Origin of the sequence: Aminivibrio sp. (assembly GCF_016756745.1) — a bacterium.
In the GTDB taxonomy this organism is placed as follows: domain Bacteria; phylum Synergistota; class Synergistia; order Synergistales; family Aminobacteriaceae; genus Aminivibrio.
Genome location: NZ_JAESIH010000051.1, coordinates 31,677 through 55,497, shown reverse-complemented (window position 1 = coordinate 55,497; position 23,821 = coordinate 31,677). Strand labels below are relative to the sequence as shown.

Here is a 23,821-nt window from a genome sequence, read left to right as displayed (position 1 = left end):
TTCGGCTCATGCCAGAGCCAAGCTCCGGAGCATTCTCTTCAGAAGCTCCGCCTGTATGGCGTTCCGTTTGTAGGGCGACACATCGAATTCCGTGCTGCCGAGCTCTTCGACATAACGAAGGGCCACCTCGATCAGGATGCGTTCCCGGGAACCGATCAATCCCCGTTCCTGAAGTGAAGTGAGAAGCCGTTTTGCTTCCTGTCCTGTAATGGCATCCCCGATGATTTCTTCGATGTGGTTGATTTTTTCCTCCGGAATGTCGTATCGGAGGCGGAATATACGAATATAACCATGGCCGCCTCTCTGGCTTTCCACTATATACCCCCGCTCAGGGGTGAAGCGGCTTCTGAGGACGTAATTTATCTGACTTGGTACGCACCCGAAGATCTCCGCCAACTCTTTTCTCCGGAGCGACACCGCCTGTTCGTCCATCTCGGTAAAAAGATTGTTGATGTAGTTTTCAATAACTCTCGTCAGACTCGCCACGGCACTTCCCTCCAGATGCAACAATTTCCGATGATTATTCTACGCCATTGGTCAGTATTAGTCAACTTGATAAATTTTCCTCATTCCACAGGTTGTTTTCGATGAATTCCCGCGAGGGGGGTCAGCCCTTTTTCTCCGGACATTACCTCCGACGTCGAAAAAAACCATCTTCTCGTACCCGTTCTTATCCACAGGAATGATCGTGGCGTCCCTATCGACTGTAACCTCCCCCTCCGTACTTTCCGCGTCGGTCAAAAAAGGAGCGGAAGACCGAAGGGGCGGGAAAGGCCTTTCCGGTGCGTTTCTTTTCCCCCTGATACTCGTTCAGAAGATTCACGGCGGAGACAAGCACACCGTCAAGCGAACCGAAGAATCCATGAACATAATTTCAAGCCTCGGAAATTCGCAACATCATCATCTTTTCTCAATGATACACTACGATAAACAGACTGTCACACTTTTCCGATTTCAACCCACCCCGCTCTAAATCCGCAGGCAGCGGGTATCGGCGACACTCCCCCTGCCTGAAAACCGTGGACTTAGGCGAGGACTCCCGCCACGACACGCCCGGCACGCCCGGCACGAAATTCCTATTTTTTGAAGCTGTTCTCCTTTCCTTCAAAAAGACGGCGGATATTCTCCCTGTGCCGGACGGTTGAAAGGACCGCCAGGAGCGTGAGCAGGAAGATATAAGGGAAGGGGAAGGAAAGAACAGCTGCGATGAGGGGAAGGCACCAGAGAGAGATAAGGGAGGCAAGAGAAACATATCCTTTCAGTTTCAGCAGGGCGAACCAGATGACTCCCCCGGCGGGAGCGAGGAAAAAGGAGAGGGGGGGGTGGAGAAAAAAAACAACGCCGTAGGTGGAAGCGACACCCTTCCCTCCCCGGAAACCGAGCCAGAGCGGGAAGTTGTGACCGCAAACCCCTGCAAACCCTGTAAAGGCAATGGTCCAGGGATCAGCCACGCCGGCGGCCCGGGCACACAGAATGCCTACGGAGGCCTTGATCATGTCGACAACAGTCACCGCCACCGCCCATTTTTTCCCCATGAGCCGCCCCACGTTTGTGGCGCCCACGTTTCCCGAACCGAAGGTCCGTATGTCCACTCCCTTGACCGCCCGGGCCGCAAGATAGCCCGTGGGAAAGGAGCCTGCGAGATAGCCGAAGAGAATCCAGAGCAGGGAGTTCATCTTTTCCTTCCTTTCTTTTCTATGAAGGCATCCACCACAAGGACGCCTTTTCTGTTTACAAACAGAGGGTTGACGTCAAGCCGCGCCACTTCCCTCTCACAGAAGGCAAGTCTCGAAAAGGCCGAGAGAGCGGAGGCAAAGGCCTCGATATCAAGACGCTCCCTTCGCCACCCTTCGAGCAGCAGCGGGTACCCCTTTGATTCCCGGATCATTTTCAGGGCCTCCTCCTCGTCGAAAGGAGCCATCCGGATTACTCCGTCAGGGAGAATCTCCGTATATACGCCGCTGATTCCCGTTTCCACTACGGGACCGAACCGAGGATCCCTCCGGAATTCCAACCTCCATTCGGTTCCTCCCCTGATCATTTCCTGCACCAGAACTCCCCGGATTCTTGCCCGGGGATCGGCCACCCTTGCCTTTTCCAGGGTTCTGCCGTAGGCATTCCGCAGCTCTTCCCGGTCCTGAATATTGAGGGCGACGACCCGTGCTTCCGTTTTGTGAAGGATATTCGGCGACATGACCTTGAGGGCCACGGGGTACCCGATTGCTTCGGCCGCCTCTGCGGCTTCCCTGAAGGAACGGCAGAGCCGTTCCCGCGCCACGGGGATGCCGAAGGCGCCGAGAAGGACTTTCGCATCGTATTCAGTCGGCCAGGGATGGATTGGGCACCCGGACGGGGCCGCCTTTTCAGCATGGGCCGGAGGGCGGGTCCCTCCAGCGGAGATGGTGAAGGCTACGGCATCCAGACATCTCCCTATGCCCGGGATAAAGGGATTTCCCGCTTTCGCCGCACCGGCCAGGAACTCCGCAGAGGGAAAGGACAGGGAAGACGCCAGAAGACAGGGGCGCTCTCCATCCTGCACACTATTCGCCGATGTCCGGCCAGCGGACGAATGCTCGTCGTTCCTGACCACTTTCAGCACGATAGATGTTCCGTCGTCCGCATCGAGGAGGGGTATGCCCCTCCTGACAGCTTCATTTCGGACAAGCCGTGCCATTTCACCCTGCCCCGCTTCGATGAATATGCCCCTGAGCCCCTCGGCATCTGCCGTCAGAAAGGCGGCCGCGCCATCCACGATGTGGGAGGGTTCCTGCAAGGAAACAACTCCGAACTGGCGGAGCGCGGAGTCCTTCACCCTGTCGTCGCCGGGGACAGGATCGAATTCGAGCAGTCCGACACATTTTCCCTGCCTGGCAGCCTCTGCGGCGAACTCGAGAAGTTCCCGCCCTTTACGGAGCCGTTCCAGGATAAAAGCAAAAAAACGGACCTTTTCATCGAGTTCAAGGATACTCCATGCGGCCTCCACGGGAGAAAGATCGCTCCGCTCCCCGAAGGAGAAACCGTAGCGCAGGGGAATGGACCGGATTTCCGATTCCCTTGCAGTCCTCAGGAAAAGCCCCTTTCCCTCGGCGAGAAGGGCAGTTTTTCCCCGATCGTTTCCTGAAAGGAACGGAGTGATCAGCCCCCCGCTCCCCGGGCCGATGATCTTCGAGCCTGTCTTTTTTGCAAGGCTTCGCAGGGAAGCGGGCACATCCCGGGACCACCCTCTTCCAAGCACGATAAAGGGGATTTTTCTTGAAATGCAGTCTCCAAGGACTTCTCTGCCCCGGGATCGGTCTTTTTCCCCGATAAGAACTGTCTGGGGGGAATCTTCTTCCAGTATTGAGGAAACCGGTTCGACACCGGGCAGAGTCGGGGAAAAAATCTCCATGTCATCTCCGATCAGGAGTGTTTTCCCCATTCCGGGCAGCCTGTCATTTTTCAGCATCCTCCACTCCCCCTTTTTCCGCAGGGTATCAAAAAAGGGGAGAGCATATTCGGCCCTCCCCCAGTAACGCAGACACCGCCGCAGTGAAAAATCAGGATACTCCCTTGATCCTGTCTGAGCCCTTCTTTATGTTCAGCTCAACAAGGTCCTTCTGCTGCAGAATATCCCATTTCAGGTTCAGAACGAGAAGGAAAAGGGCGGAATACCCGTCCACTTTCCAGGCGGACGCCTCCTTTTCGAAGGCCTTGTAGATCGTGGAAATCTGCTCTTCTCCCCGGCCTTCCTCCTCTAGGGATCGGAGGAATTCGTCCAGATCTTCCAAGCTGTCTATTTCGGCGGCTCTCAGAATGTCCCAGAGGTAGGAAAGGCTTGTCTCCAGATACTCCTGGGAAGGCGCAAAGGGAGGAAAACCGGTTTCCACCGCTGCATCCGTCCATCTTCGCAGTACATCGGCCCGTTCCTCGAAGTACTGCTTCAGCATTGTCCTATCGAAAACCTTCCGCCGGTCAGGATCCGGTTCAGGGGAAGAGGAAGCGGTGACAGGCACTGCAGCTTCCCTTGCCGCTTCCCAGAGAGAGAGGAATCCTTCGTCGGCTTCTTCAAGCAGCGCGCTCAGGCGTAGAAGCTTCCTCTGCATCTTTTTCTTCGTTGCCGTATCGGTTGGCAGGGATACTTTCGGAGCGTTCGCGGCCCAGACTTCCTGGAGTACGGTTCGAATCTCGAGGGTGAAGGGCAGGTCCCTGTACTTCGCCCATTCCCTCAAGGCTCCCCGCTCCCTGCTCAGGGAAAGAACGTAGGATACCGCGGGGTAGCCGTACCGGTCGGGTGAATCCAGGCCGGCAAGGGGAACGGAACGGGACATGTCCGCCAGGAATTCCTTCCGGACAATGCCCTCCACTTTTTCCACATCGTCGGGGAAATTGACGAGAATTTTCACGGTGCATAAGTCCGCGATGTCGGCAAGAACCGACTGTTCCGCCGTCGGAAGCGTCCCGGCGGTCCTGAGAAACTCCTCCGGGGTCTTCGCCCTTCCGAAGACGCCGTACACTTCGATGTTCTCTCCCTCGACGAGGTTCTGAAGAAGGTTGCTGATCCTCCCGGCGAACTCTTCATAGAGAGAGTACTTTTCCATGTACTTCCTTCCCCATTCGTCAGTTCTCGATCCGTTCATCACTTCATCACCGCCCATAATTATAAAGTGCTGCCGGCCCGCAAAACCCGGCATTCAGCCGGTTAAAGCCCCTTGAACGAACGACAGGCCGCCTGCGGGAGATTCCCCTGAATACACAATCCATCGGCAAGTATATAGTAAGACAACTCCATTGAAAAGCCCTGTCGGGAAACCTAAATCCGCACCTCAGCGGGAGCGTCACCGGTGCTCGCTTGGGCGGGGGGTGCAGATTGTCGTCCTTGACAACTGCACCTGAAACCGACATCCGTGTCGGTTTCTCGGCCCGGGCACTGTGCCCGGCGACACTCCCTCTGCCTGAAAAACCTGCGGATTTAGGGGAAACCTACATTCGCAGGCAGCGAAGAGCGTGATTTCTTCACCCCAGGCCGGGCGAATTCACATCATCCCCGGCGACACCCCCTCCGCCTGGAAAAGCTGCGGATTTAGGGGAATCGGATCCCGTCAATGTCAGGTCCCCAGTTTTTCTTTACCGAGAAAAAACCGTTCCAGGGAAAGAACATGGGAAAGAAGTTCACCCCTCGCCCGCCTCTTAGCGGCGTTCAGAAAAAGGGCCGCCTTGTCCCTCTCTCCGTTACGGAGCCAGGCATGAGCAAGAAGTGAAAAGTAGACGGCCTGCTCTTCTTCGTCCCGATCCCGGAAAACAACCGCCCGCCCCTCCTCCTTTCTTCTGAGAATGTAACTCATGGCAAGGTTGAGGTAAACGCCCCCCTCTTCGGGGTTAAGAGCCACGGCTTCCATGAGGGGAGCCTTTGCGGCAGCCCATCCGGGCGACATCCCCCCCGTTCCGGGAAGAGGGATGGAATTGGGGATGTTCCCCGCCAGGGGGCCTTCCTCCACGGGAGTGATATCCCTCCAGCGGCGTTCGCTGAACGGCACGCCGCCGAAAATCCGGGAACTCTCAGCGGAAGCCCCGGAAACCAGGGAGGACGGGAGGAGCATTCTCTTCCAGAAAAGAGAAAAAGCGGATGAATAATTGCCCCGTCTGAGCTGTTCCATCCCCTTCCCCCAAAGAGCATCAGGAGATTCTCCTGCAGCGGGGCTCACCGAAGCAGGAGCCCAAAGGGACTTCTCCCTGCCGGTAAATTCTTTCCCGTAACTGCGGGGGGTCAACGGGGGGTAATCTGCGGCAACCCGACCGGTACCAGCCCCGGACCCCCGCCCCTCCGGCCTGACCCGTTCTGCCTGGGGCTGTCCCTTCCGGCTGGGGCGTAGTGTGGGGGCAGGCTTTTTTTGCTGCACCGCTGAAGGATGGGAAGTTTTTGGCGCTGTCGTTCCGCTCTTCGGCTCCTTCTTTGCTCGAGGAGGCTCTTTTCCTGCGGCGTGGGCCGCAGGAACATTATGCTTCGTTTCGGTGGATCCTCCTTTTACGTTCCCTTCATTCGGCTTCCCATCCGGCACAGCAGCCGAGAGGGCCTTTTCCGCTTCGGCCAGGGCTTCCGCAGCAATGGCCGAAGCGGGATGAAATTTGAGAACCATCCTGTAATAAGAGGCCGCTCCTTCCATGTCGCCGGCTGCTTTTTTTGCATCACCGAGCCCCATCAGGGCGTCATGGTCGTCGGGGACGAGGTCAAGAGCCTGAAGGAACCTGTTCCGGCTCTCTTCAAGATCTCCGAGTCCGAGGGCGGCCCGCCCGAGAAGAACCCTTTCCCTGGCAGCAATTTCCCGTTCCAGTTTTTCCGCTTCTTCGTTCTGAACTGACAGGGCCCTCTCCGCCCGTTCAAGATCGGAACGATATTCTTCCGAAGAGCTCTCCAGATCCAGAGCCTTTTTGAAGGCTGAAACGGCCTGGACAAAATCGCCCTTCGCCTCGTATGCTCTGCCCATGCCTGCAAATACCCGCGCATCGGAAGGGTCGAAGTTCACGCTTTCCTGGAAGGAGCGGATTGCATTGTCATAGGAGGACATGGCAAAAAAAAGGAAACCGAGCCTTGCGTGCACCAAGGGGTCCTCAGGAGCTACCTGAAGACAGCGGTAGTAGGCGTCTACAGCCTCGCCCTTCCGGTCAAGCCGCTCGAGGGCTTCGGCTATGCCGAGGAGAGCGTCGAACTCCAGGGGATTTTTTTTCGCCGCCCGTTTGTAGTAAGCGAGAGCCTGTACGTAGTCCCCCCCTTTGGAATGCTCCCGGCCTTTCAGGATCAGATCTCTCGTGCTTTCCCCGCCGAAAAGAAAATAAGCTCCAACGACCACAGCCGCAGCCGTGGCCGCCATGCCGACGGCGGCCCTTCTTTTTTTCCTGCCCGTTGTTCCCGGTGATTCCCTTTCAAGGGATGAAACAAGGGGAGCAGAAAACTCTTCCTTCCCGGGAAGCACAGATTCTTCCGGCAGAAAAGGCAAATCCTCTCCCTGGCTCCGAGATTCATCCTGCCCGTTTTCCCCGTAAACCCCTTCGGCCCTTTCCGCTTCGTCCGGCTCGAGGGAACGAACACCGTCTTCAGCTTCTTCCCGGGAGGAAGGGACACTTCCTGCTTCCGGAGGAGCCGCGGATTCAGTTTCGGAATACGGGCGTTCCGTCGGAGCTGCGTCAGGGGAAGATTCGTCTTTTCCCGAAGGTCCGGCACCGTACACCGCAACGGGAAGCCCCAGAAGGGCCGCCACATCGCGCTGCATTTTCCTTGAAGACGGATTCCCCGCATCTTCCGGCTGATCCGGCTTTCCCCTCAACCAGTTTTCCAGGTTCCTGTCCATTGCCCCACCCCTTGGTAAACCGGAATTTTTATAAGTGTACTAAAAAAACGATTTCCGGGCCAGTCCCGGAGAAGACATCATTCCACGGGTTGTTTTCGATGTAGCTCCCGCAAAGGGGGGCAGCCCTTTTATCCGGACATTACCCCCATGTCGAAAACCCACCTTCTCGTACCCGTTCTTACCCCAAGGAAGGCTGATTTGTCGTAATGAAAGGGAGGTCCATCCGCGCCGCGCTCAGCATGCGGCGCTTAACTCCAATATCCCCCCTCCTCCCTGTGAATGTCAAATATTCATACGATGCAATCAAAGCGGCTTCCAATGCGCGGTTTCGCTCAGCCTTCCTGTTGTTTACCCGATTGAAGCTCTTATTGCAAGCTGATTTTCCCGTCCCGGATTCATAAACGTCTCCCCAAAGGCAGGAGGGAGGTAAGAATCCCGCCGATCAACTCGTTGCATTGGGTCAGAAGGAGATTTTCTAGGCAACCTGTGGAAGGAGGGAGGAAAAACAACAGTGAAAAGAAATATATAAAAGAAGCCTTTCTCTTTTAAGAGAAAGGCTTCTTTTATAATTAAAATGGTGCGGAGGGGGAGACTCGAACTCCCACAGCCTTGCGGCCACAAGGTCCTTAGCCTTGCGCGTCTACCTGTTCCGCCACCCCCGCGCAACGACGGATATTATAATCGCCCTTTTCAAGAGAGTCAATAGACTCAATAGAAGAAAACTAAAATTCTCTTCTCTCCTTGATCCTGGCGGATTTTCCGCTTCTCTTCCTGAGGTAGTAGAGTTTGGCCCGGCGGACTTTGCCCAGCCGCTTCACTTCGATCCGGCTGATGGAAGGGCAGTGCAGGGGGAAAACCCTCTCCACGCCCACGCCGCTTGAAACCTTCCTCACGGTAAAGGTCTCGCTGAGCCCCCCGTGTTTCCTTGCGATGACCACGCCCTCGAACACCTGGATACGTTCCCTCGTACCTTCCTTAACCTTCACGTGAACCCGAACGGTGTCTCCCGAACGGAAATCGGGGACGTCGCTCCTCAGATACTTCTTTTCCACAAGACTGATTACGTCCATTGTATAAGCCCTCCTTGCGTCCGTTTCACTCTTCATTTTCCAACTTTTTCAACGCCATCCGAAAAAACGGTCCAGAACAACTCCCACGGCAGTCCTGACCGAAAGATGGTTGTAATCGCCGAATCCTCCTGAAAGAGGCTGCAGCACCATGTGACACCGGCCGAGCACCTCTTCGTGGAGTCCCGACCCCGTTCCGAAGACAAAAACCACCGGTTTTCTTTCCCGAAGAATTCTTCTTTTGGCTTCGAGCCAGTGAAAACCGCCTTCCCTCGTCCGGGCGGTGGTTCCTATGAAAAGGGGCGGCTCTTTTTCCCGCCTGGTTACCCATTCCGTCGCCCTGTCGAGAGAAGGGAAAATTTTGATTGTGCTGAAGGCCTCTTTTCTGTCGGGATTGACCTCTCCTCCGGCACCGCCGATCCAGTGCGCGGCCATGGTCTTCACAAGCTCCCTCTGGCTCTGCAGCGGTGTCGTCACAAGAAACCCGTCAAGCCCGTAGGTTCTGCACGACCGTCCAATGTCCGAAAGATCAAGTCCGGTGACCGCCGCCGTCGTTTTTTCGCCTTTTCTGTCAAGAACCGGAAAATGCACCAGGGCGGCATACATTCCTTTGGGCAGGTAGGGTCGTATATTGGCCCTCCCTATGAGGTCAGGCCTCCTCGACAGGGTTCTTCGTACAGCTTCACTCCTGCGCCAGTTCTCAATCTCTGCGGCATGTCCGGAAAGAAGCACATCCGGGACGGGTATTCCCTCCCATTCGGAGGGGCGGGTGTAGTGAGGATGATCGAGCATCCCCCTGAAAAAAGAGTCCTCCACCACCGCCGACTCTTTCCCGATTACTCCGGGTACAAGCCGCGCCATGGCATCGATGACGGCCATGGCAGGAATCTCTCCTCCGGTAAGGACAAAGTCCCCCATGGAAATTTCCCGGTCCACCCGTTTTTCCATAAACCGCTCATCGAGCCCCTCGTAATGACCGCAGATGATCACCACGTGATCCCTTGCAGCGAGAGTCTCGACGATCTCCTGGGACAGGAGGTCGCCCTGGGGCCCCGGACAGACCACGTAAGCAGGGCCTTTCGCTGTCTCGATCGAATCAAGGGCCTTTTCGAGGACCTCCGGCAGAAGGACCATTCCACCACCGCCTCCGAAGGCGTAGTCGTCCACCTGCCTGTAGTTTCCAGCGCCGAAATCCCGCAGGTCCACCACGTCAACTCGGATAAGGCCGTTCCGGATCGCCCTCCCGATCATGCTTTCGGAAAGAAAGTCACGAAAAAAACCGGGAAAAGCGGTGACAATGGTTACGTTCACGATTACCAGAGCCCCTCGATGAGTGAAATCCTCATTTCTCTTTTTTCAAGGTCCACTCCCGCGATGAATTCTTTTACCGCAGGTATGAAATGATCGGTTCCCGTTTCGTCCCGCACTGTGTACAGGTCGTTTTCTCCCGCCGGAACCACGTCGGAAACTGTCCCCAGAACGTCGCCGGTGGAATGGTTCACCACCGTCATCCCTAGTAGATCGTCTACCCAGAAAGCTCCTTCCTCGAGAGGATAGCGTTCCTCGGGCAAGATCTCCACGGTTGTCCCGACAAGAGCCTCCGCTCCGTTCCTGTCTTTTACTTCTTTTGTCCCGGCAACAACGATTCCCTTGCTGTCAAGAAACCGGACAGAAAGAAGGGTCAGTTCCGACCGGAGCGTTCCGTCGCTCCCATACAGCCTGAGCGTGTCCATATCGGCAAATCGCGCGGGGTTGTCGGTCAGTGCATGGATTTTGAGCTCGCCACGCAGACCCTGCGCTCCCACGACGCGTCCGATCAGAATCCTATTCGTCCTCAACGATGTCCACATCCACCCGGTCGTTAACCTTCACCGCGGCCGCCTTCGCAAGAAGGCGGACGGCGTTGATCGTCGCACCGCGTTTCCCGATCACACGGCCCACGTCATCTGGGGCGACGTGAATCGTAACCGCCGTTACTCCCCGGTCGTCAGTCTCGTCTTCAACCCGGACACTGTCCGGATCCGTCACGAGACGCCTGACGATGAATTCGACGAGCTCCCTGTAGTCGGGCATGACTATTCGGCCTGCTTCTTGCCCGCCTCGAATTTCTCCCAGACGCCCGACTTCTTGAGCAGACCTCTGGCCGTATCGGAAGCGGTCGCTCCGACTGTCAGCCAGTAAACGGCCCTTTCTTCATTGACGGTGATTTTCGCTGGTTCCACCATGGGGTCATAGGTGCCGAGAAGCTCAATGAACCTTCCATCCCTGGGAGAGCGGGAATCCGCAACAACCAAACGGTAAAACGGGGCCTTCTTCCGTCCATGACGGGCAAGGCGAATTCGTACTGCCATATACCATACACCTCCTAAAAGATTACCGGATCACACCTGGGAGCCGCTTTTCTCTCCCGGCGGTCCGTGACCGGACGCTCCCTACCTGAATCCTCCGCCTCCGAAAAGCCCCTTCGGGAGACGAAATCCTTTGCCGCCCTGCTTTCCGAACTGTTTCCAGAGTTTCCGCATCTGCTCGTACTGAGCAAGAAGCTGGTTCACCATCTGGACCGAAGTACCGGAACCCTGGGCTATACGCCGCCGCCTGCTACCCTTGATCACGGCCGGGTTCCGCCGCTCCTCCCGTGTCATGGACTGGATGACGGCCTTCGACTGCTTCAGCCTTTTCGTGTCGAGGTCGTCGCTCCCCATCCCCTTCATCTTGCTGAAACCGGGGATCATCTCCATTACCTTGTCGAGGGGGCCCATTTTTTCTATCTGCTCGAACTGGAGGAGAAGATCCTCCAGGGTGAACTTCTTTTGCTTCAGGCTTTCGGCGATCTTTTCCGCCCCTCCGGAATCGGCCATTTCCCTTATCTTCTCGGCGAGCCCCATAACATCGCCCATACCCATGATCCTCTGGGCCATGCGCCTGGCATCGAACACCTCCAGGGCATCAGTTCCTTCCCCAACGCCGGCGAGCTTGATCGGAACACCGGTGACCTGCCTGATGGCAAGGGCGGCACCTCCGCGGGCATCACCGTCAAGCTTGGAAAGGACCACTCCGGTGAGGCTGAGCTTTTCATGGAACGCCGAAGCTACCTTCACCGCTTCCTGGCCTGTCATGGCATCCACCACGAGAAGAACTTCCGTGGGAGGCAGCTGCCGTTTCATCGCCGCCAGCTCCTCCATGAGCTCTTCGTCGGCGTGAAGCCGCCCGGCAGTGTCAAGGAGAATTACGTCATACAGCCTTTCCGAGGCGAACGAGACCGCTTCCCGGACGACGGAAAGAACATCCGACTCTCCCGCCGCCGGGCCGAAAAAGCCTATCTTCGACTGCTCGGCAAGAATCCTGAGCTGTTCCACGGCGGCCGGCCTTCTGAGGTCGCATGCAACCACGAGGGGCTTATGCCCGGAAGAAAGTTTCTTTGCTATTTTCACCGTGGTGGTAGTTTTTCCTCCGCCCTGAAGTCCGACCATGAGGTAAACCGACGGCGGCCTTGGAGAAATGGCCAAAGGAACCGGTTCGGCGCCCATGAGCGCCGAAAGCTCCTCGTAGACTATGGCCGTAACCTGCTGGCCTGGGGTTATGGAATCAAGAACATCCTTGCCCAGTGCCCTGATTTTTATGGCTTCCACAAGGTTTTTTACGACTTTGTAATCCACGTCGGCCTCGAGAAGACCCCTGCGGACCTCCCTGAGAGCGCTGTCAACGTCGGATTCGGAAAGTTTGCCCCGGCTCTTCAGTTTGGCGAAAACGCCTTCCAGGCGTTCACGAAGTGCGTCGAACATCGCGGTCTTCCTCCGGTCGTGAATTTGTTCCGGTGCTTCCCCCGTTTTCTTCGAGGGCCCTGCGGAGCGAGCGGATTTCTTCCTCCAGCCCCTCTTCTCTCCGGTGAAACCCCAGGAGCGTTTCAAGTTCCTCCAGTTTTTCCCGGCTCCTGGAAATGAGATCATGAACGGCCTGCCTGCTGGCTCCGAGTTTTTCGGCAGTTTCTGAAAGGGAAAGGTCGGAGAACTCGTGAAGCTCCCAGGCTTCTCTCTGCTTTTCCGTCAGCAGGGGGCTGTAAAGGTCGTACAACTGGTTGACGAAAAGCCTTCTCGACAGGATCAGATCTTCCTTTGCCAAAACGGCACCTCCCCGAAACAGAGGAATTATAGACGGCTCTCCGCAGACTGTCAAGAAAATATTCTTTACACCACCTTTCAGTCAACCCTAAATCCGCACCCCCGGCCCAAGCGGTCCCCGTGACGCTCCCCGCCGGGGTGCGGATTTAGGGTCAAACAGGGGGATGGACAAAGGAACCGTTTCTTGTCATCATACGTAGAATACGATAAACGGCACCCAAGGAGGAAGAACGATGAACGAAAGTCCTTTTGACGCGGCCCGGAAAAAACACTGGAGAGCGCTGGGTCTCACTGTAGCCGCAAATCTTGCGGCTAAGGGGTTTGAAGCGGTCTACGTGGATTCGGCTGAAGAGGCCTTGGCCGAAGTACTGAAGTTGATCCCTGCAGGCGCCTCCGTTGGAGTTCCGGGGAGCGTCACCATAAGGGAAATAGGGGCCATGGAAGCCCTCACCCAAAGGGGATGCACCGTCATCCACCACTGGGATCCTTCCCTTTCCGGAGAAGAAAGGCTCCAAAAACTCCAGGACGAACTTCTTGCGGATTTCTTCCTGACAAGCTCCAACGCCGTTACGAAAGACGGCATGCTCGTAAACATCGACGGAAACGGGAACAGGGTAAGCGGCATGGCCTGGGGGAAAAACACCCTCATCTTTGTCATAGGTATGAACAAGGTAACCGCTGATCTGGACGGGGCCATTTCCCGTACAAGGAACGCCGCGACTCCCCCCAACGCTCTCCGGCTCGGTCTGGAACCCCCATGCACAAAAACAGGTCACTGTGTGAACTGCTCTTCGGAAGAAAGGGTATGTAAAGCTCTTCTCATTCTCGAACGGGCTACGGGCGGCAGAAAGACACATGTCATCCTCGTGGGTGAAGATCTCGGCTTCTGATTTCCCGGAGCCCCCGGCCTTCCCCTAAATCCGCAGCTTTTCCTGACAGAGGGAGTGTGTCCCCGGACACAAGGTAAATTCGCCCCTCCGGCTGCCTGCGGATTTAGTTTTTAGGTTCGGGCATATGTGCTTTTTGCAGCCGTGTAGTGTAAACTTGCCCCGACAGTAAAGTGCGGGGAGGAGGAAACAAAATGTCCAATCGGGAAAAGACTGCGCTTGTTCTCGCAGGCGGGCAGATCGGCATGAAATACAACCCCCGGACGAACTCATACCAGCCGACGGTCACCGCCGAAGAAATGCTTTCCTGGCTCCCCCAGGAACTGGCGGACAAGATTTTCGTGGTTGACTGGAGCCGGCAGCCGAGCAGCCATTATACAATCCGCATGACATCGGACCTGGTCCAGATCCTTTCGAAAACAGTAGTCGAGGGAGCCGACGGCATCGTGGTCACATGCGGCAGCGACACCCTGGAAGAAATGGCCTACCTGACCGATCTCTACTGGGCTTATCCTCAGCCGGTCGTCTTCACCGCCGCGACCCTTCCATCCGACAGCAGGGGATCCGACGCCTCAATCAACCTGTACCAGTCCGTCCTTGCCTCGTTTTCGAAGGAATGCTGGGGCGTGGGAGTTCTCGTCTGTCTTCAGGACCAGCTTTTCGCCGCATCGGAAATGACGGAGATCGCCAGCCAGCGGAGAAATTCCTTTTCCGCTCCTGACAGGGGGCCGGTGGCCCAATTTATCGGCGACAGGGTTGACATACTGAGACAGAAACGCCGCGCCAAGATCCTGGAAGGAAATGGAAGCCCCGCACGGGACGTGGAACTCCTTTTCGCTTCCCTCGGCTCAAATGACAAAATGCTTGAATTTCTCGCCTCAGACGAGAAAAGAGAGCTTGACGGACTGGTCATCGCCGGATTCGGAAGCGGAAATGTCCCTCCCTCCTGGATCCCCCACATCAAGAAACTTGTGAAAGATGATATCCCGGTGGTGATTACTTCCCGGTGCCCCCAGGGCCATACAAGGGGAATGCCCTATACCTTCGAGGGAAACATGGCCAGGCTCCTCGAGATCGGAGTGTTCGACGGAGGAGGACTGAGACCCCTGCAGGCACGGCTGAGACTCGCCGTCGCCCTTGGTGCGGGTCTTTCCCGCCAGGAACTCCAGGCCTATCTCCTGGAAGTGTAGACCCTGTCGTTTTGTTCCACTGGTCTGCTGGAGGGGACTTTTTCCGGGGCGCGTCCGGAACGTTTCCTCACTGCATTTCTCATCTTTTTTCTCGCAAAACCGGCTGGAAGCGTGTCATTTAAGTGGTAAAATATATTTGTAATATTCCGTGTTTCAAGGGTGCGAAGCAGCTTTTCGCCGTCAAGGGAAAGAAAGGGGGAATGGGCTGTGAAATATGCCGCCACTGACGAAATAATAGCGCTGCGCCTTTCTGAAGGGGACGATATCGGAGACTCCATCGTCCACGCATGCGGGGCGTGCGACGTGGATTCCGCGGTAATCCTCAGCGCCGCCGGGATGGTTTCCTTCGTTACCTTCGGGTGGTACAACGGGAGGGACTACAATACGGAGACCGTGAAGGACATCATGGAACTGGCAGCTCTCAGCGGCAACATCAGTTACCGTGGAGGGGGGCTCTACCCCCACCTGCACGGAGTCTTCAACAAACCGGACCACGGGGCGATTTCAGGGCATATCCTGCAAGCCATCGTCTTTAACAATGCTGAGGTCTTTCTCAAACCCCTCTCCACGGTAATGCTCGGGAGAGCCTTTGACGGAGCATTTGAAGCCCTGGCCCCGGAAAAGAGGCTGTAAAGAGGAAGGCCCGTTTCCGGGCCTTCCTCTTTATTTCCGAAGGGGGCATTTCCTGCCCCCTGTCAATTTCAGCAGATCTTCGGGTGAAACGGGGAAGAATGCGTGATCGCTTCCTGCTGCGGCCCATACTACCGAATAGAGGAAAAGGTCCTCGTCCAGAAGGGCGGGTATTTCCTCCGGGTAACCCACCGGCGGAACGCCTCCCACCTGGAACCCGGACCACCGGTAGACGTATTCGGGGTCGGCCATCCGGACTTTTTTCGCGCTGCACGCGGAGCGGACTTTTCTGGCATCAACCTTGTTGATTCCCGACATGAGCGCAAGAAGGGGCGCTTCGTCCACGAGGAGAACGAGACTTTTCAGAATATGGGCGGGCGGCGCGCCGACTGCCCGGGAGGCGTCGTCTACGGTAAAAATAGTTTCGTGAGAAAAGGTGATGGAATCAGGGTATCCTCTTTCCCTGAGAAAGGCCCGCACTTTTTCCACGGGATCGCCGGAAGGGTGATGTCTTTCCGGCGATCCCCCGGTGGCTTTATTCGTCATCGCCGATCATTTTCCTCCGCAGAAGAAAGTCGAGAAGCATTTCCATGGCCTTGGTGGTCATGGTCCCGTAGGTGATGGAGAAGGTTCTCATGAGGGACGGCTTGAAGGGTATCATCACAAGCCCCTGCATCTCACCGGAGCCGGCGAGGCGGGAGATGACCGCTCCCTCGGCGCCTTTCTTCACAGCCTCCACCACGGCGCTCACATGGCCGAACTTGAGGTACACATGTTTTCCTTTCCCCATATGAGCCTTGAAGGCATCTTCCCAGATACGGGAGGTGGATGATCCGGTCACCCTTCCCACAAGATCCATGTTCTCGAGATCTCTCAGGGTGACGCTCTCCCTGCCTGCAAAGGGGTGATCCTCACTGACAAGGAGGACCAGTTCGTCCCTGGCGAAGGGAACGGTGTTGAAACCGGACGCATGACGCCCGTGACCGGTAACGGAAATATCCGATTCCCTGGTCACCATTTTTTCGATTGCTTCCCTCGAATCGGATATACGGACTTCCACTTCTATATTCGGGTAGAGCTTCCGGAATTCCACGAGAAGGCCGGGAAGGATGAAGTCGCCCGGAATGGAGCTTGCGCTGATCCTCACGATGCCGGAGACATCGTCGGCAATGTCGGAGAAGTCCCTTTTTATGTCCGCGAGCTGGGAAATGGTCTTCCGGGCGAATTTGTAGAGCACTTCGCCCTCCACGGTGAGATTGGAGCATTTCTGCCCCCGGGCGAAAATTTTGACACCCATTTCCCGCTCGAGTTTTGCGATGTGCTTGCTCACGGCAGGCTGGGAAATTCCGAGAGAAGCCGCAGCAGCAGAGATGCTTCCCTTCTCCATTACTTCCACGAGACTCTGAAGTTCACGAAAATCCAACGCTGATTCCTCCCCACAAAATATGTTCATTTTTACCTTTGTTTCTTTCCCCCCCTTAATATATTCTGAACGGGAAAGGAGTTCAAGGGGGGTATATGATTTTTTACGGAATGTTTTTCTTGAGCAAATTGTAATCATTGGTATAATAATATATATCCTGAGAAAACACTCCATCGGAGGTGAAATCGCCATGAGCCTCGGAATGAGGATCAGAACGCTGCGTAAGGCCCTTGGCCTCACTCAGCAGGCCCTTGCGGACAGAACGCAAGTCAGCAGAATATACATCCAGGCCCTCGAAAGCAACAGGAGGATGCCCTCCATGAAACTTCTGAACCGCCTGGCGGAAGCCCTCAGCGTCGAGGTTCAGGACCTGGTGAAAACGGTGTCGTCAGCTCCTTCCGGACGGCTCCAGCTTGAGGAAGTGCTCCAGGTGAGCCCCGAAGTGGAGGTCTGGTACAGGAGCAAGAAACTCAAGCCCAGAGAGCTCAAGTTCGTCCAAAGCCTCATTGACGCGGCCATCTCGCGCTGGGAAGAAGAGGACCGGGCGGACGGCGACGTCTGATCATTACATGAATACAACGCCGGCCTTCCGTTTTCCCGAACCTCCCGAACACATTCCGGAGTGGGCCTCAAAGGCCGCCGCAGAATGGACGGGCCTCGACGAGTTCTCCCTTCTCGTCAGGGCCGAGGAACGGACGGGAAAACAAATCGACCTGGAATATCCGCTTCTTCCCGGTGAAACATGGGGGTTTCACATCGTGAAGGGGCGAAGAGCGGGAATATTCATCAACCGGAGACTTCCGGAACGGTGGAAGAGATTCGCCCTTTTCCACGAACTTTTCCACCTTCTTGAACACAGGAAGGGAGAGGCTTTCTGGGAAAGAACGGCTACTCCCCTGTCGAGCTTCGAACGGCAGGCCGATCTTTTCGCTTGGGCGGCTACGCTGAAGGAGTGGGAAACATGCTGGAAAGAATCCACGGTCTAGGGTCCCGCAGATGAAGCGCCTTCCCTTTTTCCTTTCCATGCAGAGCTGCCCCCGGCGATGCGTCTACTGCCACCAGGGGGAGATTACAGGGACCTTCAACATTCCATCCCCGGAACACGTGGAAGCGGCTGCGGCATCAGCGACGGAACCGGTGGAAATCTGCTTCTTCGGCGGCAGCTTTACCTGTATTCCTCACGACCGGCAGAAGGCATACCTCGAGGGGGCGTTGAAAGCTCCCCGGGGAAGCACCGTCAGGCTCTCCACCCACCCTGAATGCCTTTCTTCCGCAGTTCTTGCGCTGCTGGCCCGCTACCCCGTGTCCATGATCGAACTGGGGATTTCTTCCCTGGATGACCATGTGCTTACATTGTGCAACCGGGGCTATTCCGGAACGGAGGTCCTGTCCGCCGTTGAAAGGGTGCTGGATGCAGGGTTCCATGCGGGAGCCCAGATGATGATCGGCCTTCCGGGGCAGTCGGAACGGAGCTCCTTCGAAGACCTTCTCAGGCTGGATGCAGCCCGGAAGGGCAGGCCTTTGACCCTCCGGATTTATCCGTGTCTCGTTCTCCGGGACACCCCGCTGGAAGAGCTCTACCGCCGGGGAGACTATGTCCCCCTGCACCTTGATGCAGCAGCACTCTGGTCCGGCAGGCTCCTGGTTCTCGCCCGGGATCTGGGCATTCCTGTCCAGCGGGTGGGACTTCAGGAATCGGCAACCCTCAGCCGGTCCGTTGTAACCGGCCCCCACCATCCCGCCTTCGGAGAACTCGCCCGGGCCGCCGAACTGGCCCTGACCCTTGCCGCCGGGTCTTTACCGAAGCAGTGGCGCGTTCCCGGAAGGGCCAGGTCGCTTCTGACCGGTCACGGACAGTACGGACTGCGCCTCCTTGCCGGCATGACGGGCCTCTCGCAGGAAGAAACGGCCCGCAGGGTCGTCTTCTGTGCGGAGAGCGGTGAAAAACCGGAACACCCGGATACGAGAAGAATAACAGAGGAATACCTAAATCCGCAGGCAGCGGGGAGTGTCACCGGGGAACGCTTGGGCGGGGGGTGCAGATTGTCGTCCTTGACAACTGCCCAGGCGATCATCTCGGCTCCCTGCGTTCGCCGGTTGCCTGCCTGTGAAACCGACATCCGTGTCGGTTTCTCTCCCCCGGGCGCCCTCCCCAGGGGATAATCTCTTCGCCCCTGGGGAGGGCGAATTCACCTTATGCCCGGCGACACTCCCTCTGCCTGAAAAATCTGCGGATTTAGGGAATAAGAGAGGAATTGACGGAACCCTTTCTTGGGAATAAACTTAAATCTCCATATATTTCTTGAAATATTATCCGGTTTCGGAGGTGTCTTTCATGGATAGTGCAGAGCTTCAAGCCATGCTGCGTGAAAAGATGGAGCAAATGCCGAACAAGGCCCGGCGCGTTGTGGAATATCTTCTCTCCAACACCAGGGAAGCGGCATTTCTTTCCATTGGCGAGGTGGCTGAAAAGCTGGATGTTTCAAAGGCCCAGCTCGTTCGCGTCTCCAGGATGGTCGGCTTTAGCGGGTACGCCGATTTGAAGGACGCTCTGCAGAATTCAGTCCTTGAACACGTCAACCCCACCGCTCTTCTCAGCAAGATTATGAAAAACCGCCAGGATCTCCCCGAAGAAATCCTCCGCATGGAACACGCGAATCTCGACGACACCTGGAACCAGCTCAAGCCCCAGAACATCGTGAAGTTTTGTGAAATGGTCCGGCAGGCCAACATGGTCTACTGCATGGGCTGGGGAATTTCCTCCCTGGTTGCCGAAGCCCTGTATACCCGTCTCATGGAGATGGGCATCCGGAGTTCGCTGATGAAAAGGGGGTCAGTGGCCCTGATCGAGCAGGCGAGGACGGTGACGAAGGGTGATATCGTGGTGGTATGCGAACTGCCGAGCTACGTCATCGAGGTGACGGAATCCATAGAGAGGATCTCCTCCAACGGCGCGAAGGTCATCACCATCACGGACAGCCCGGCAGCTCCGGTCTGCCAGCTTTCCGACCTCTCCTTTTTCGCCAGCGAGACAAGCCCCACCTTCGGCAGCAGCATCGTGGGCCCCGTTTTCCTTATCCACATTCTCACGTCGGTCCTCTGCGTGAATCTCGGCGAGAAGGTGCGCGCCGCACTGCATGACCAGGAAATGGGACTTCACGACGAAAGAATCTATTACCCGGCATACGGTCTGCGATACTGAGCGTACGGCGGAGAGGGGATGGACGTCCCTCTCCGCCGTTTACCGCTTTGCCTCACGCCAGTTCCAGGCACTCTCCCGCTTTCATGACAACCACCTTTGCCGCGCTCCCCACCAGGCGGGCGAATTCTCCGGGATCAGCCTGTATCACGGGGAACGTGTCATAGTGGATGGGAACGGCTATTTCGGGATGGATGAACCCAACGGCCCGGACCGCATCCTTCACGTCCATGACGAAGTTTCCCCCTATGGGCAGCAGGGCCGCCTTCACCCCTTCCATGGCGAGAAGCTGCATGTCCATGGTCAGTCCCGTATCTCCGGCGTGGTAGATCTTCACTCCCCCAATGTCGAAAAGAAACCCGCAGGGATTGCCTCCAGGTATGAGATGGTCCCCTTCCGTTATGTCCGAACCGTGAAGGGCCGGCGTCATCTTCACCCTGCCGAAAGGAAAGGTAAAAGCTCCTCCGATGTGCATGGGATGGCATTTCAGCCCCTTTCCGCCCAGGTAGTGGCAGATCTCGAAGTTGGCTGCAACGGTGGCTCCCGTGCGGGAGGCTATCTCAACGGTATCGCCCAGATGGTCGTCGTGACCGTGGGTAACGAAAATAAAATCCACCGACTCGAAATCACCGGGGGCTGCCGCTGCGGACGGGTTGCCGCTCAGAAAAGGATCCACCAGTATGGTCGCCCCCTCTCCCTTCAGTTCGAATGCCGCGTGCCCGAGGTATCGAATTCGAACCATTGGTCATCTCCTCCTTATGTATGATCGCGGTCTCCCCAGTACTGGTGAGACCGCGGATGATTCTTTATTTTCTCTCTTCCGGCACGGAACAGATCCGGAGTTCATCGAGCTGATCCTGCGAGACCGGCGAAGGGGCCCCGGACATGAGGCACTGGGCTTTCTGGGTCTTGGGGAAGGCCATGACGTCCCGTATGGAGGACGCACCGCAGAGAAGCATGGTCAGCCTGTCCAGGCCGAGGGCAATCCCCCCGTGGGGCGGCGTGCCGGAAGCGAGAGCGTCAAGAAAGAAGCCGAACCGGGCCCGGGCGTCTTCCCTGGTGAAGGAAAGGCAGGAAAAGACCTTTTCCTGGACCGCAGGGTCATGAATCCTGATGGAACCGCCGCCCACTTCGTTCCCGTTCAGCACGCAGTCGTAGGCCCTGGACCTGACCATGCCCGGGTCCGTATCCAAGAGAGCGATGTCCTCAGCCATGGGAGACGTGAAGGGGTGATGCACCGCCGCCCACCGTCCGGCCTCTTCGTCTTTCTCGAAGAGGGGAAATTCCACGACCCAGAGAAACTCCCACCGGTCAGAAAGAACAAGTCCGCGTTCCCTGGCCAGGTCCAGACGAAGAGAGCCGAGAATCTCGGAGACTTCCCTTCTGTCGCTGCCGGCAAGGACGAAGAGAGCGTCCCCCTCCTGAAGTCCCGATACTTTTACCAGGAGAGCCTGTTGCTCTTCGTCAAGGAACTTCACAAGGGGTCCCTTGAGAACACCTTCTTTCAGCTGGAACGCCGAAAGCCCTCCGGCTCCGAGTTTTTTCGCCTTCTCCTCCACATCGGAAAGGTTCTTTCTCGAAAGGGCGGCACCGCCTGGGAGAGGAAGCCCCCTGACGTATCCTCCGCCCGCAAGAGTCTCCCTGAAAGGCTCGAAACCCGCCCCGGCAAAGACAGAGGACAGGTCGGCAATTTCAAAGGGGATCCTGAGGTCGGGTTTGTCGCTTCCGAAGCGGTCTATGGCCTCCCAGTAGGGCATTCTGCGGAAGGGTACGGGGATGTCCACGCCGAGGATTTCCTTGAAGAGCCCCTTCATGTAGACTTCCATAAGGGAAAAGATGTTTTCCTCCGTGAGGTAGCTCATTTCTATGTCCACCTGGGTGAACTCGGGCTGCCTGTCGGCGCGCAGGTCTTCGTCCCGGAAGCATTTCACTATCTGGAAGTAGCGGTCGAACCCGCTGATCATAAGTATCTGCTTGAAGATTTGGGGCGATTGGGGCAACGCGTAGAAGGTCCCCGGATTCACCCGGCTCGGAACAAGATAGTCCCTGGCCCCTTCAGGGGTGGAGAGGGTCAGCATAGGCGTCTCGATTTCGAGGAAACCCTCTCCGGAGAGAAAGTTCCTCGTGAACATGGAGATCCTGTGCCGGATCCTGAGGTTGCGCTGCATCCTGTCCCTGCGGAGATCAAGGTACCTGTGGCGCAGTCTGAGATTCTCGTCGACCCGGTCGGTGGCCTCGGAAATTTCAAAGGGAAGAGGGGCGGCGGGCGACAGAAGAAGGAAGTCCTCCGCCACGATCTCCCAGTCCCCCGTCCTCATGGAGGGATTGGCCGTTCCTTCGGGCCGGAGACGGATTCTTCCCCGGACGGCAATCACAAATTCGCTGCGGAGGTCTCCCGCCCGCTCGTGGACTTCAGGGGTCAGCTCGGGATTGAAGACTACCTGGACGACCCCGGTGTGGTCCCATAACTCGATAAATATGAGGCCTCCGAGATCCCGCCTCCTGCGGACCCACCCGTTCACTGCCGCCGGAATCTCTTCTCCCGCCCTGCCGGAGACCATGCCGCAATAAAAGGTGCGCTGCCAGTTGCCGTCATAATGACGATGTGTGCCTTCCATGGGGACCCTTCCTCTCACAACAAGCCGGGTTCTTTACCCTTTCAGGGTAGAGAGCGTTTCCTGTACCGCTTCCGCCAAACATTCTCCGGCGATTTCCTTTTGTTCGCCCGTGGCAAGGTTCTTGATCGCCACCGTCCCCCGGGCAAGTTCATCCTCGCCGATGATGCAGACAAGCCGCGCGTTTCTTGCCGAAGCCGTCTTCATCTGAGCTTTCATGCTTCTGTCGTTGAAATCCATGTCCGCCGATATGCCCTTTTTCCTGAGCAAATTCACAACGGAAAGAATTCCGGCCCGCGAGCGGGAATCCAGGGCGATGCCGAACACGTCGAGGCGGGGTTCTTCCCCGAAGGAACAGCCCTCCTGCTCCATGACCATGAGGATACGGTCCACTCCGGCGGCAAATCCTACGCCGGGGACAGGGGGACCCCCGATGGCTTCTGCGAGATTGTCGTACCGCCCTCCGCCGCACACGGCGTTCTGGGATCCCAGGGCTCCGGAGAGCACTTCATAGGCTGTTTTTGTATAGTAGTCAAGCCCCCTGACAAGGCGCTTGTCCATGCTGTAGACCGCCCCCAGCCCGTCGAGGGAGGATCTGACGGCGTCGAAATGCTCCCTGCACTCGGAGCAGAGGCTTTCATATACAGAAGGAGCGCCCTCTGTGACTCCCCTGCAGGACTCCTTCTTGCAGTCAAGAATCCTCAGAGGGTTCCTGCCCATCCTGTCGCGGCAGGTTTCACACAGATCTCCTTCCCTGGACGCGAAATACTCCGTCAGGCGCTGCCTGTAATCAGGCCGGCAGGCAGGGCATCCCACGGAATTGATGACCACTTCGAGCCGGGACAGGCCCAGCCGTCTGAAAGCCTCCAGGGACAGGGCGATGATCTCTGCATCGGCATAGGGGGAGGCTGAGCCGAGGCTCTCGAAATCGACCTGCCAGAACTGCCTGTAACGGCCCTTCTGGGGGCGTTCGTATCTGAACATGGGACCCGCGCACCACAACTTAACCGGCTGGGGAAGGGTTCCCATCCTGTGTTCAAGATAGGAGCGGACCATGGATGCCGTCGCCTCGGGACGAAGGGTGATGCTCCGCCCTCCCTTGTCGGTGAAGGTGTACATCTCTTTTTCCACCACGTCCGTGGTGTCGCCGATACCCCTTGAAAAAAGCTCGGTATGTTCGAAAATGGGCAGGTGAACCTCGGAAAAACCGAAATCCGCCGCAGTCTTTCGGAGAACTCCGAAGACGTAATCCCATTTCCACGATTCATCGGGAAGAATATCCCGGACTCCCTTGGGAGCAGTGATTTCCGACATGCTGTCTCCTCCTGCCGGCAGATCCTTTCCTCCCTCATGTTAAAGAAAGAAAGCGC

At 56.9% G+C, this 23,821-nt stretch carries 24 protein-coding genes and 1 tRNA gene; 7 read left to right on the top strand and 18 right to left on the bottom strand.

Annotation, left to right across the window (positions count from 1 at the left end):
* Positions 1 to 6 precede the first annotated feature (6 nt).
* The 13 genes from JMJ95_RS08100 to JMJ95_RS08040 form a co-directional block, all read right to left on the bottom strand.
* Positions 7 to 486 carry a CtsR family transcriptional regulator gene (locus tag JMJ95_RS08100; protein ID WP_290684363.1) on the bottom strand — a complete coding sequence of 160 codons (480 nt, stop codon included), beginning with the start codon at positions 484 to 486 and terminating at the stop codon, positions 7 to 9.
* A gap of 590 nt (positions 487 to 1,076) precedes the next feature.
* Entirely contained in the window at positions 1,077 to 1,676 is a 600-nt protein-coding gene (gene plsY, locus JMJ95_RS08095; protein WP_290684361.1) for a glycerol-3-phosphate 1-O-acyltransferase PlsY, read from the bottom strand.
* Positions 1,673 to 3,445 (bottom strand): acetate--CoA ligase family protein, encoded by a 1,773-nt coding sequence (locus JMJ95_RS08090; protein WP_290684359.1) that lies wholly within the window; start codon positions 3,443 to 3,445, stop codon positions 1,673 to 1,675. Before JMJ95_RS08090 ends, plsY begins: the two co-directional genes overlap by 4 nt.
* A gap of 91 nt (positions 3,446 to 3,536) precedes the next feature.
* The gene (locus JMJ95_RS08085; protein WP_290684358.1) at positions 3,537 to 4,616 is read right to left on the bottom strand and encodes a RelA/SpoT domain-containing protein; all 1,080 of its coding nucleotides are present in this window, start codon (positions 4,614 to 4,616) and stop codon (positions 3,537 to 3,539) included.
* A 468-nt stretch (positions 4,617 to 5,084) separates the two neighbouring features.
* The gene (locus JMJ95_RS08080) at positions 5,085 to 7,322 is read right to left on the bottom strand and encodes a tetratricopeptide repeat protein (RefSeq protein WP_290684357.1); all 2,238 of its coding nucleotides are present in this window, start codon (positions 7,320 to 7,322) and stop codon (positions 5,085 to 5,087) included.
* A 575-nt stretch (positions 7,323 to 7,897) separates the two neighbouring features.
* Positions 7,898 to 7,984, bottom strand: a tRNA-Leu gene (locus JMJ95_RS08075).
* A 60-nt stretch (positions 7,985 to 8,044) separates the two neighbouring features.
* On the bottom strand, positions 8,045 to 8,392 hold the full coding sequence (rplS, locus tag JMJ95_RS08070; RefSeq protein ID WP_290684356.1) for a 50S ribosomal protein L19: 348 nt from the start codon (positions 8,390 to 8,392) through the stop codon (positions 8,045 to 8,047).
* 48 nt (positions 8,393 to 8,440) lie between these two features.
* Positions 8,441 to 9,700 (bottom strand): tRNA (guanosine(37)-N1)-methyltransferase TrmD, encoded by a 1,260-nt coding sequence (gene trmD / locus JMJ95_RS08065; protein ID WP_290684355.1) that lies wholly within the window; start codon positions 9,698 to 9,700, stop codon positions 8,441 to 8,443.
* Positions 9,701 to 9,702: 2 nt separating this feature from the next.
* On the bottom strand, positions 9,703 to 10,239 hold the full coding sequence (gene rimM / locus JMJ95_RS08060) for a ribosome maturation factor RimM (RefSeq protein WP_290684353.1): 537 nt from the start codon (positions 10,237 to 10,239) through the stop codon (positions 9,703 to 9,705).
* A complete protein-coding gene (locus tag JMJ95_RS08055; protein ID WP_290684351.1) occupies positions 10,214 to 10,462 on the bottom strand; it encodes a KH domain-containing protein in 249 nt (82 codons plus the stop codon). The genes rimM and JMJ95_RS08055 overlap by 26 nt, the downstream gene beginning before the upstream one ends.
* Positions 10,463 to 10,464: 2 nt before the next feature.
* Positions 10,465 to 10,740: a 30S ribosomal protein S16 gene (gene rpsP, locus JMJ95_RS08050; protein WP_290684349.1), complete on the bottom strand. Its 276-nt coding sequence runs from the start codon at positions 10,738 to 10,740 to the stop codon at positions 10,465 to 10,467.
* A gap of 81 nt (positions 10,741 to 10,821) precedes the next feature.
* A complete protein-coding gene (ffh, locus tag JMJ95_RS08045) occupies positions 10,822 to 12,171 on the bottom strand; it encodes a signal recognition particle protein (protein WP_290684347.1) in 1,350 nt (449 codons plus the stop codon).
* On the bottom strand, positions 12,152 to 12,508 hold the full coding sequence (locus JMJ95_RS08040) for a sigma factor-like helix-turn-helix DNA-binding protein (RefSeq protein ID WP_290684345.1): 357 nt from the start codon (positions 12,506 to 12,508) through the stop codon (positions 12,152 to 12,154). Before JMJ95_RS08040 ends, ffh begins: the two co-directional genes overlap by 20 nt.
* A 232-nt stretch (positions 12,509 to 12,740) precedes the next feature.
* On the opposite strand from JMJ95_RS08040, the gene JMJ95_RS08035 reads away from it, so the two are divergent.
* The 3 genes from JMJ95_RS08035 to JMJ95_RS08025 all read left to right on the top strand — a co-directional run bounded on the left by JMJ95_RS08035 (position 12,741) and on the right by JMJ95_RS08025 (position 15,217).
* Positions 12,741 to 13,397 carry a lactate utilization protein gene (locus JMJ95_RS08035; RefSeq protein ID WP_290684343.1) on the top strand — a complete coding sequence of 219 codons (657 nt, stop codon included), beginning with the start codon at positions 12,741 to 12,743 and terminating at the stop codon, positions 13,395 to 13,397.
* A gap of 191 nt (positions 13,398 to 13,588) precedes the next feature.
* A complete protein-coding gene (locus JMJ95_RS08030; protein ID WP_290684342.1) occupies positions 13,589 to 14,584 on the top strand; it encodes an asparaginase in 996 nt (331 codons plus the stop codon).
* Between the two features lie 207 nt (positions 14,585 to 14,791).
* Positions 14,792 to 15,217 (top strand): PPC domain-containing DNA-binding protein, encoded by a 426-nt coding sequence (locus JMJ95_RS08025; protein WP_290684340.1) that lies wholly within the window; start codon positions 14,792 to 14,794, stop codon positions 15,215 to 15,217.
* 30 nt (positions 15,218 to 15,247) lie between these two features.
* On the opposite strand, the gene JMJ95_RS08020 is transcribed toward JMJ95_RS08025, so the two are convergent.
* Both JMJ95_RS08020 and JMJ95_RS08015 read right to left on the bottom strand, forming a co-directional pair.
* The gene (locus tag JMJ95_RS08020; RefSeq protein WP_290684339.1) at positions 15,248 to 15,760 is read right to left on the bottom strand and encodes a YbaK/EbsC family protein; all 513 of its coding nucleotides are present in this window, start codon (positions 15,758 to 15,760) and stop codon (positions 15,248 to 15,250) included.
* Positions 15,750 to 16,637, bottom strand: a complete 888-nt coding sequence (locus tag JMJ95_RS08015; protein ID WP_290684338.1) for a LysR family transcriptional regulator — start codon at positions 16,635 to 16,637, stop codon at positions 15,750 to 15,752. Before JMJ95_RS08015 ends, JMJ95_RS08020 begins: the two co-directional genes overlap by 11 nt.
* A gap of 22 nt (positions 16,638 to 16,659) precedes the next feature.
* Between JMJ95_RS08015 and JMJ95_RS08010 the strand changes: the two genes are divergently transcribed.
* The 4 genes from JMJ95_RS08010 to JMJ95_RS07995 all read left to right on the top strand — a co-directional run bounded on the left by JMJ95_RS08010 (position 16,660) and on the right by JMJ95_RS07995 (position 19,839).
* Entirely contained in the window at positions 16,660 to 17,199 is a 540-nt protein-coding gene (locus JMJ95_RS08010; protein ID WP_367153780.1) for a helix-turn-helix domain-containing protein, read from the top strand.
* 7 nt (positions 17,200 to 17,206) lie between these two features.
* Complete coding sequence (locus JMJ95_RS08005) at positions 17,207 to 17,623, top strand: ImmA/IrrE family metallo-endopeptidase (RefSeq protein ID WP_290684335.1); 417 nt, start codon at positions 17,207 to 17,209, stop codon at positions 17,621 to 17,623.
* Positions 17,624 to 17,633: 10 nt separating this feature from the next.
* Positions 17,634 to 18,800 carry a radical SAM protein gene (locus JMJ95_RS08000; protein WP_290684333.1) on the top strand — a complete coding sequence of 389 codons (1,167 nt, stop codon included), beginning with the start codon at positions 17,634 to 17,636 and terminating at the stop codon, positions 18,798 to 18,800.
* Positions 18,801 to 18,972: 172 nt separating this feature from the next.
* Positions 18,973 to 19,839 carry a MurR/RpiR family transcriptional regulator gene (locus JMJ95_RS07995; protein ID WP_290684332.1) on the top strand — a complete coding sequence of 289 codons (867 nt, stop codon included), beginning with the start codon at positions 18,973 to 18,975 and terminating at the stop codon, positions 19,837 to 19,839.
* 52 nt (positions 19,840 to 19,891) lie between these two features.
* Here JMJ95_RS07995 and JMJ95_RS07990 read toward each other — a convergent pair whose 3' ends face one another.
* The 3 genes from JMJ95_RS07990 to hisS form a co-directional block, all read right to left on the bottom strand.
* Positions 19,892 to 20,578, bottom strand: a complete 687-nt coding sequence (locus JMJ95_RS07990; RefSeq protein ID WP_290684331.1) for a metal-dependent hydrolase — start codon at positions 20,576 to 20,578, stop codon at positions 19,892 to 19,894.
* A 64-nt stretch (positions 20,579 to 20,642) separates the two neighbouring features.
* Positions 20,643 to 22,454, bottom strand: a complete 1,812-nt coding sequence (aspS, locus tag JMJ95_RS07985; RefSeq protein ID WP_290684330.1) for an aspartate--tRNA ligase — start codon at positions 22,452 to 22,454, stop codon at positions 20,643 to 20,645.
* Positions 22,455 to 22,487: 33 nt separating this feature from the next.
* Complete coding sequence (hisS, locus tag JMJ95_RS07980) at positions 22,488 to 23,765, bottom strand: histidine--tRNA ligase (RefSeq protein ID WP_290684329.1); 1,278 nt, start codon at positions 23,763 to 23,765, stop codon at positions 22,488 to 22,490.
* Between the last annotated feature and the right edge of the window lie 56 nt (positions 23,766 to 23,821).

Bases quoted from the DNA above. Each gene is read 5' to 3' on its own strand.
- plsY (WP_290684361.1), bottom strand. From the start codon at position 1,676: ATGAACTCCCTGCTCTGGATTCTCTTCGGCTATCTCGCAGGCTCCTTT.
- JMJ95_RS08090 (WP_290684359.1), bottom strand. From the start codon at position 3,445: ATGCTGAAAAATGACAGGCTGCCCGGAATGGGGAAAACACTCCTGATC.
- JMJ95_RS08085 (WP_290684358.1), bottom strand. From the start codon at position 4,616: ATGAACGGATCGAGAACTGACGAATGGGGAAGGAAGTACATGGAAAAG.
- JMJ95_RS08080 (WP_290684357.1), bottom strand. From the start codon at position 7,322: ATGGACAGGAACCTGGAAAACTGGTTGAGGGGAAAGCCGGATCAGCCG.
- rplS (WP_290684356.1), bottom strand. From the start codon at position 8,392: ATGGACGTAATCAGTCTTGTGGAAAAGAAGTATCTGAGGAGCGACGTC.
- rimM (WP_290684353.1), bottom strand. From the start codon at position 10,239: ATGTGGACATCGTTGAGGACGAATAGGATTCTGATCGGACGCGTCGTG.
- JMJ95_RS08055 (WP_290684351.1), bottom strand. From the start codon at position 10,462: ATGCCCGACTACAGGGAGCTCGTCGAATTCATCGTCAGGCGTCTCGTG.
- rpsP (WP_290684349.1), bottom strand. From the start codon at position 10,740: ATGGCAGTACGAATTCGCCTTGCCCGTCATGGACGGAAGAAGGCCCCG.
- ffh (WP_290684347.1), bottom strand. From the start codon at position 12,171: ATGTTCGACGCACTTCGTGAACGCCTGGAAGGCGTTTTCGCCAAACTG.
- JMJ95_RS08035 (WP_290684343.1), top strand. From the start codon at position 12,741: ATGAACGAAAGTCCTTTTGACGCGGCCCGGAAAAAACACTGGAGAGCG.
- JMJ95_RS08030 (WP_290684342.1), top strand. From the start codon at position 13,589: ATGTCCAATCGGGAAAAGACTGCGCTTGTTCTCGCAGGCGGGCAGATC.
- JMJ95_RS08020 (WP_290684339.1), bottom strand. From the start codon at position 15,760: ATGACGAATAAAGCCACCGGGGGATCGCCGGAAAGACATCACCCTTCC.
- JMJ95_RS08010 (WP_367153780.1), top strand. From the start codon at position 16,660: ATGTTCATTTTTACCTTTGTTTCTTTCCCCCCCTTAATATATTCTGAA.
- JMJ95_RS08005 (WP_290684335.1), top strand. From the start codon at position 17,207: ATGAATACAACGCCGGCCTTCCGTTTTCCCGAACCTCCCGAACACATT.
- JMJ95_RS08000 (WP_290684333.1), top strand. From the start codon at position 17,634: ATGAAGCGCCTTCCCTTTTTCCTTTCCATGCAGAGCTGCCCCCGGCGA.
- JMJ95_RS07995 (WP_290684332.1), top strand. From the start codon at position 18,973: ATGGATAGTGCAGAGCTTCAAGCCATGCTGCGTGAAAAGATGGAGCAA.
- JMJ95_RS07990 (WP_290684331.1), bottom strand. From the start codon at position 20,578: ATGGTTCGAATTCGATACCTCGGGCACGCGGCATTCGAACTGAAGGGA.
- aspS (WP_290684330.1), bottom strand. From the start codon at position 22,454: ATGGAAGGCACACATCGTCATTATGACGGCAACTGGCAGCGCACCTTT.
- hisS (WP_290684329.1), bottom strand. From the start codon at position 23,765: ATGTCGGAAATCACTGCTCCCAAGGGAGTCCGGGATATTCTTCCCGAT.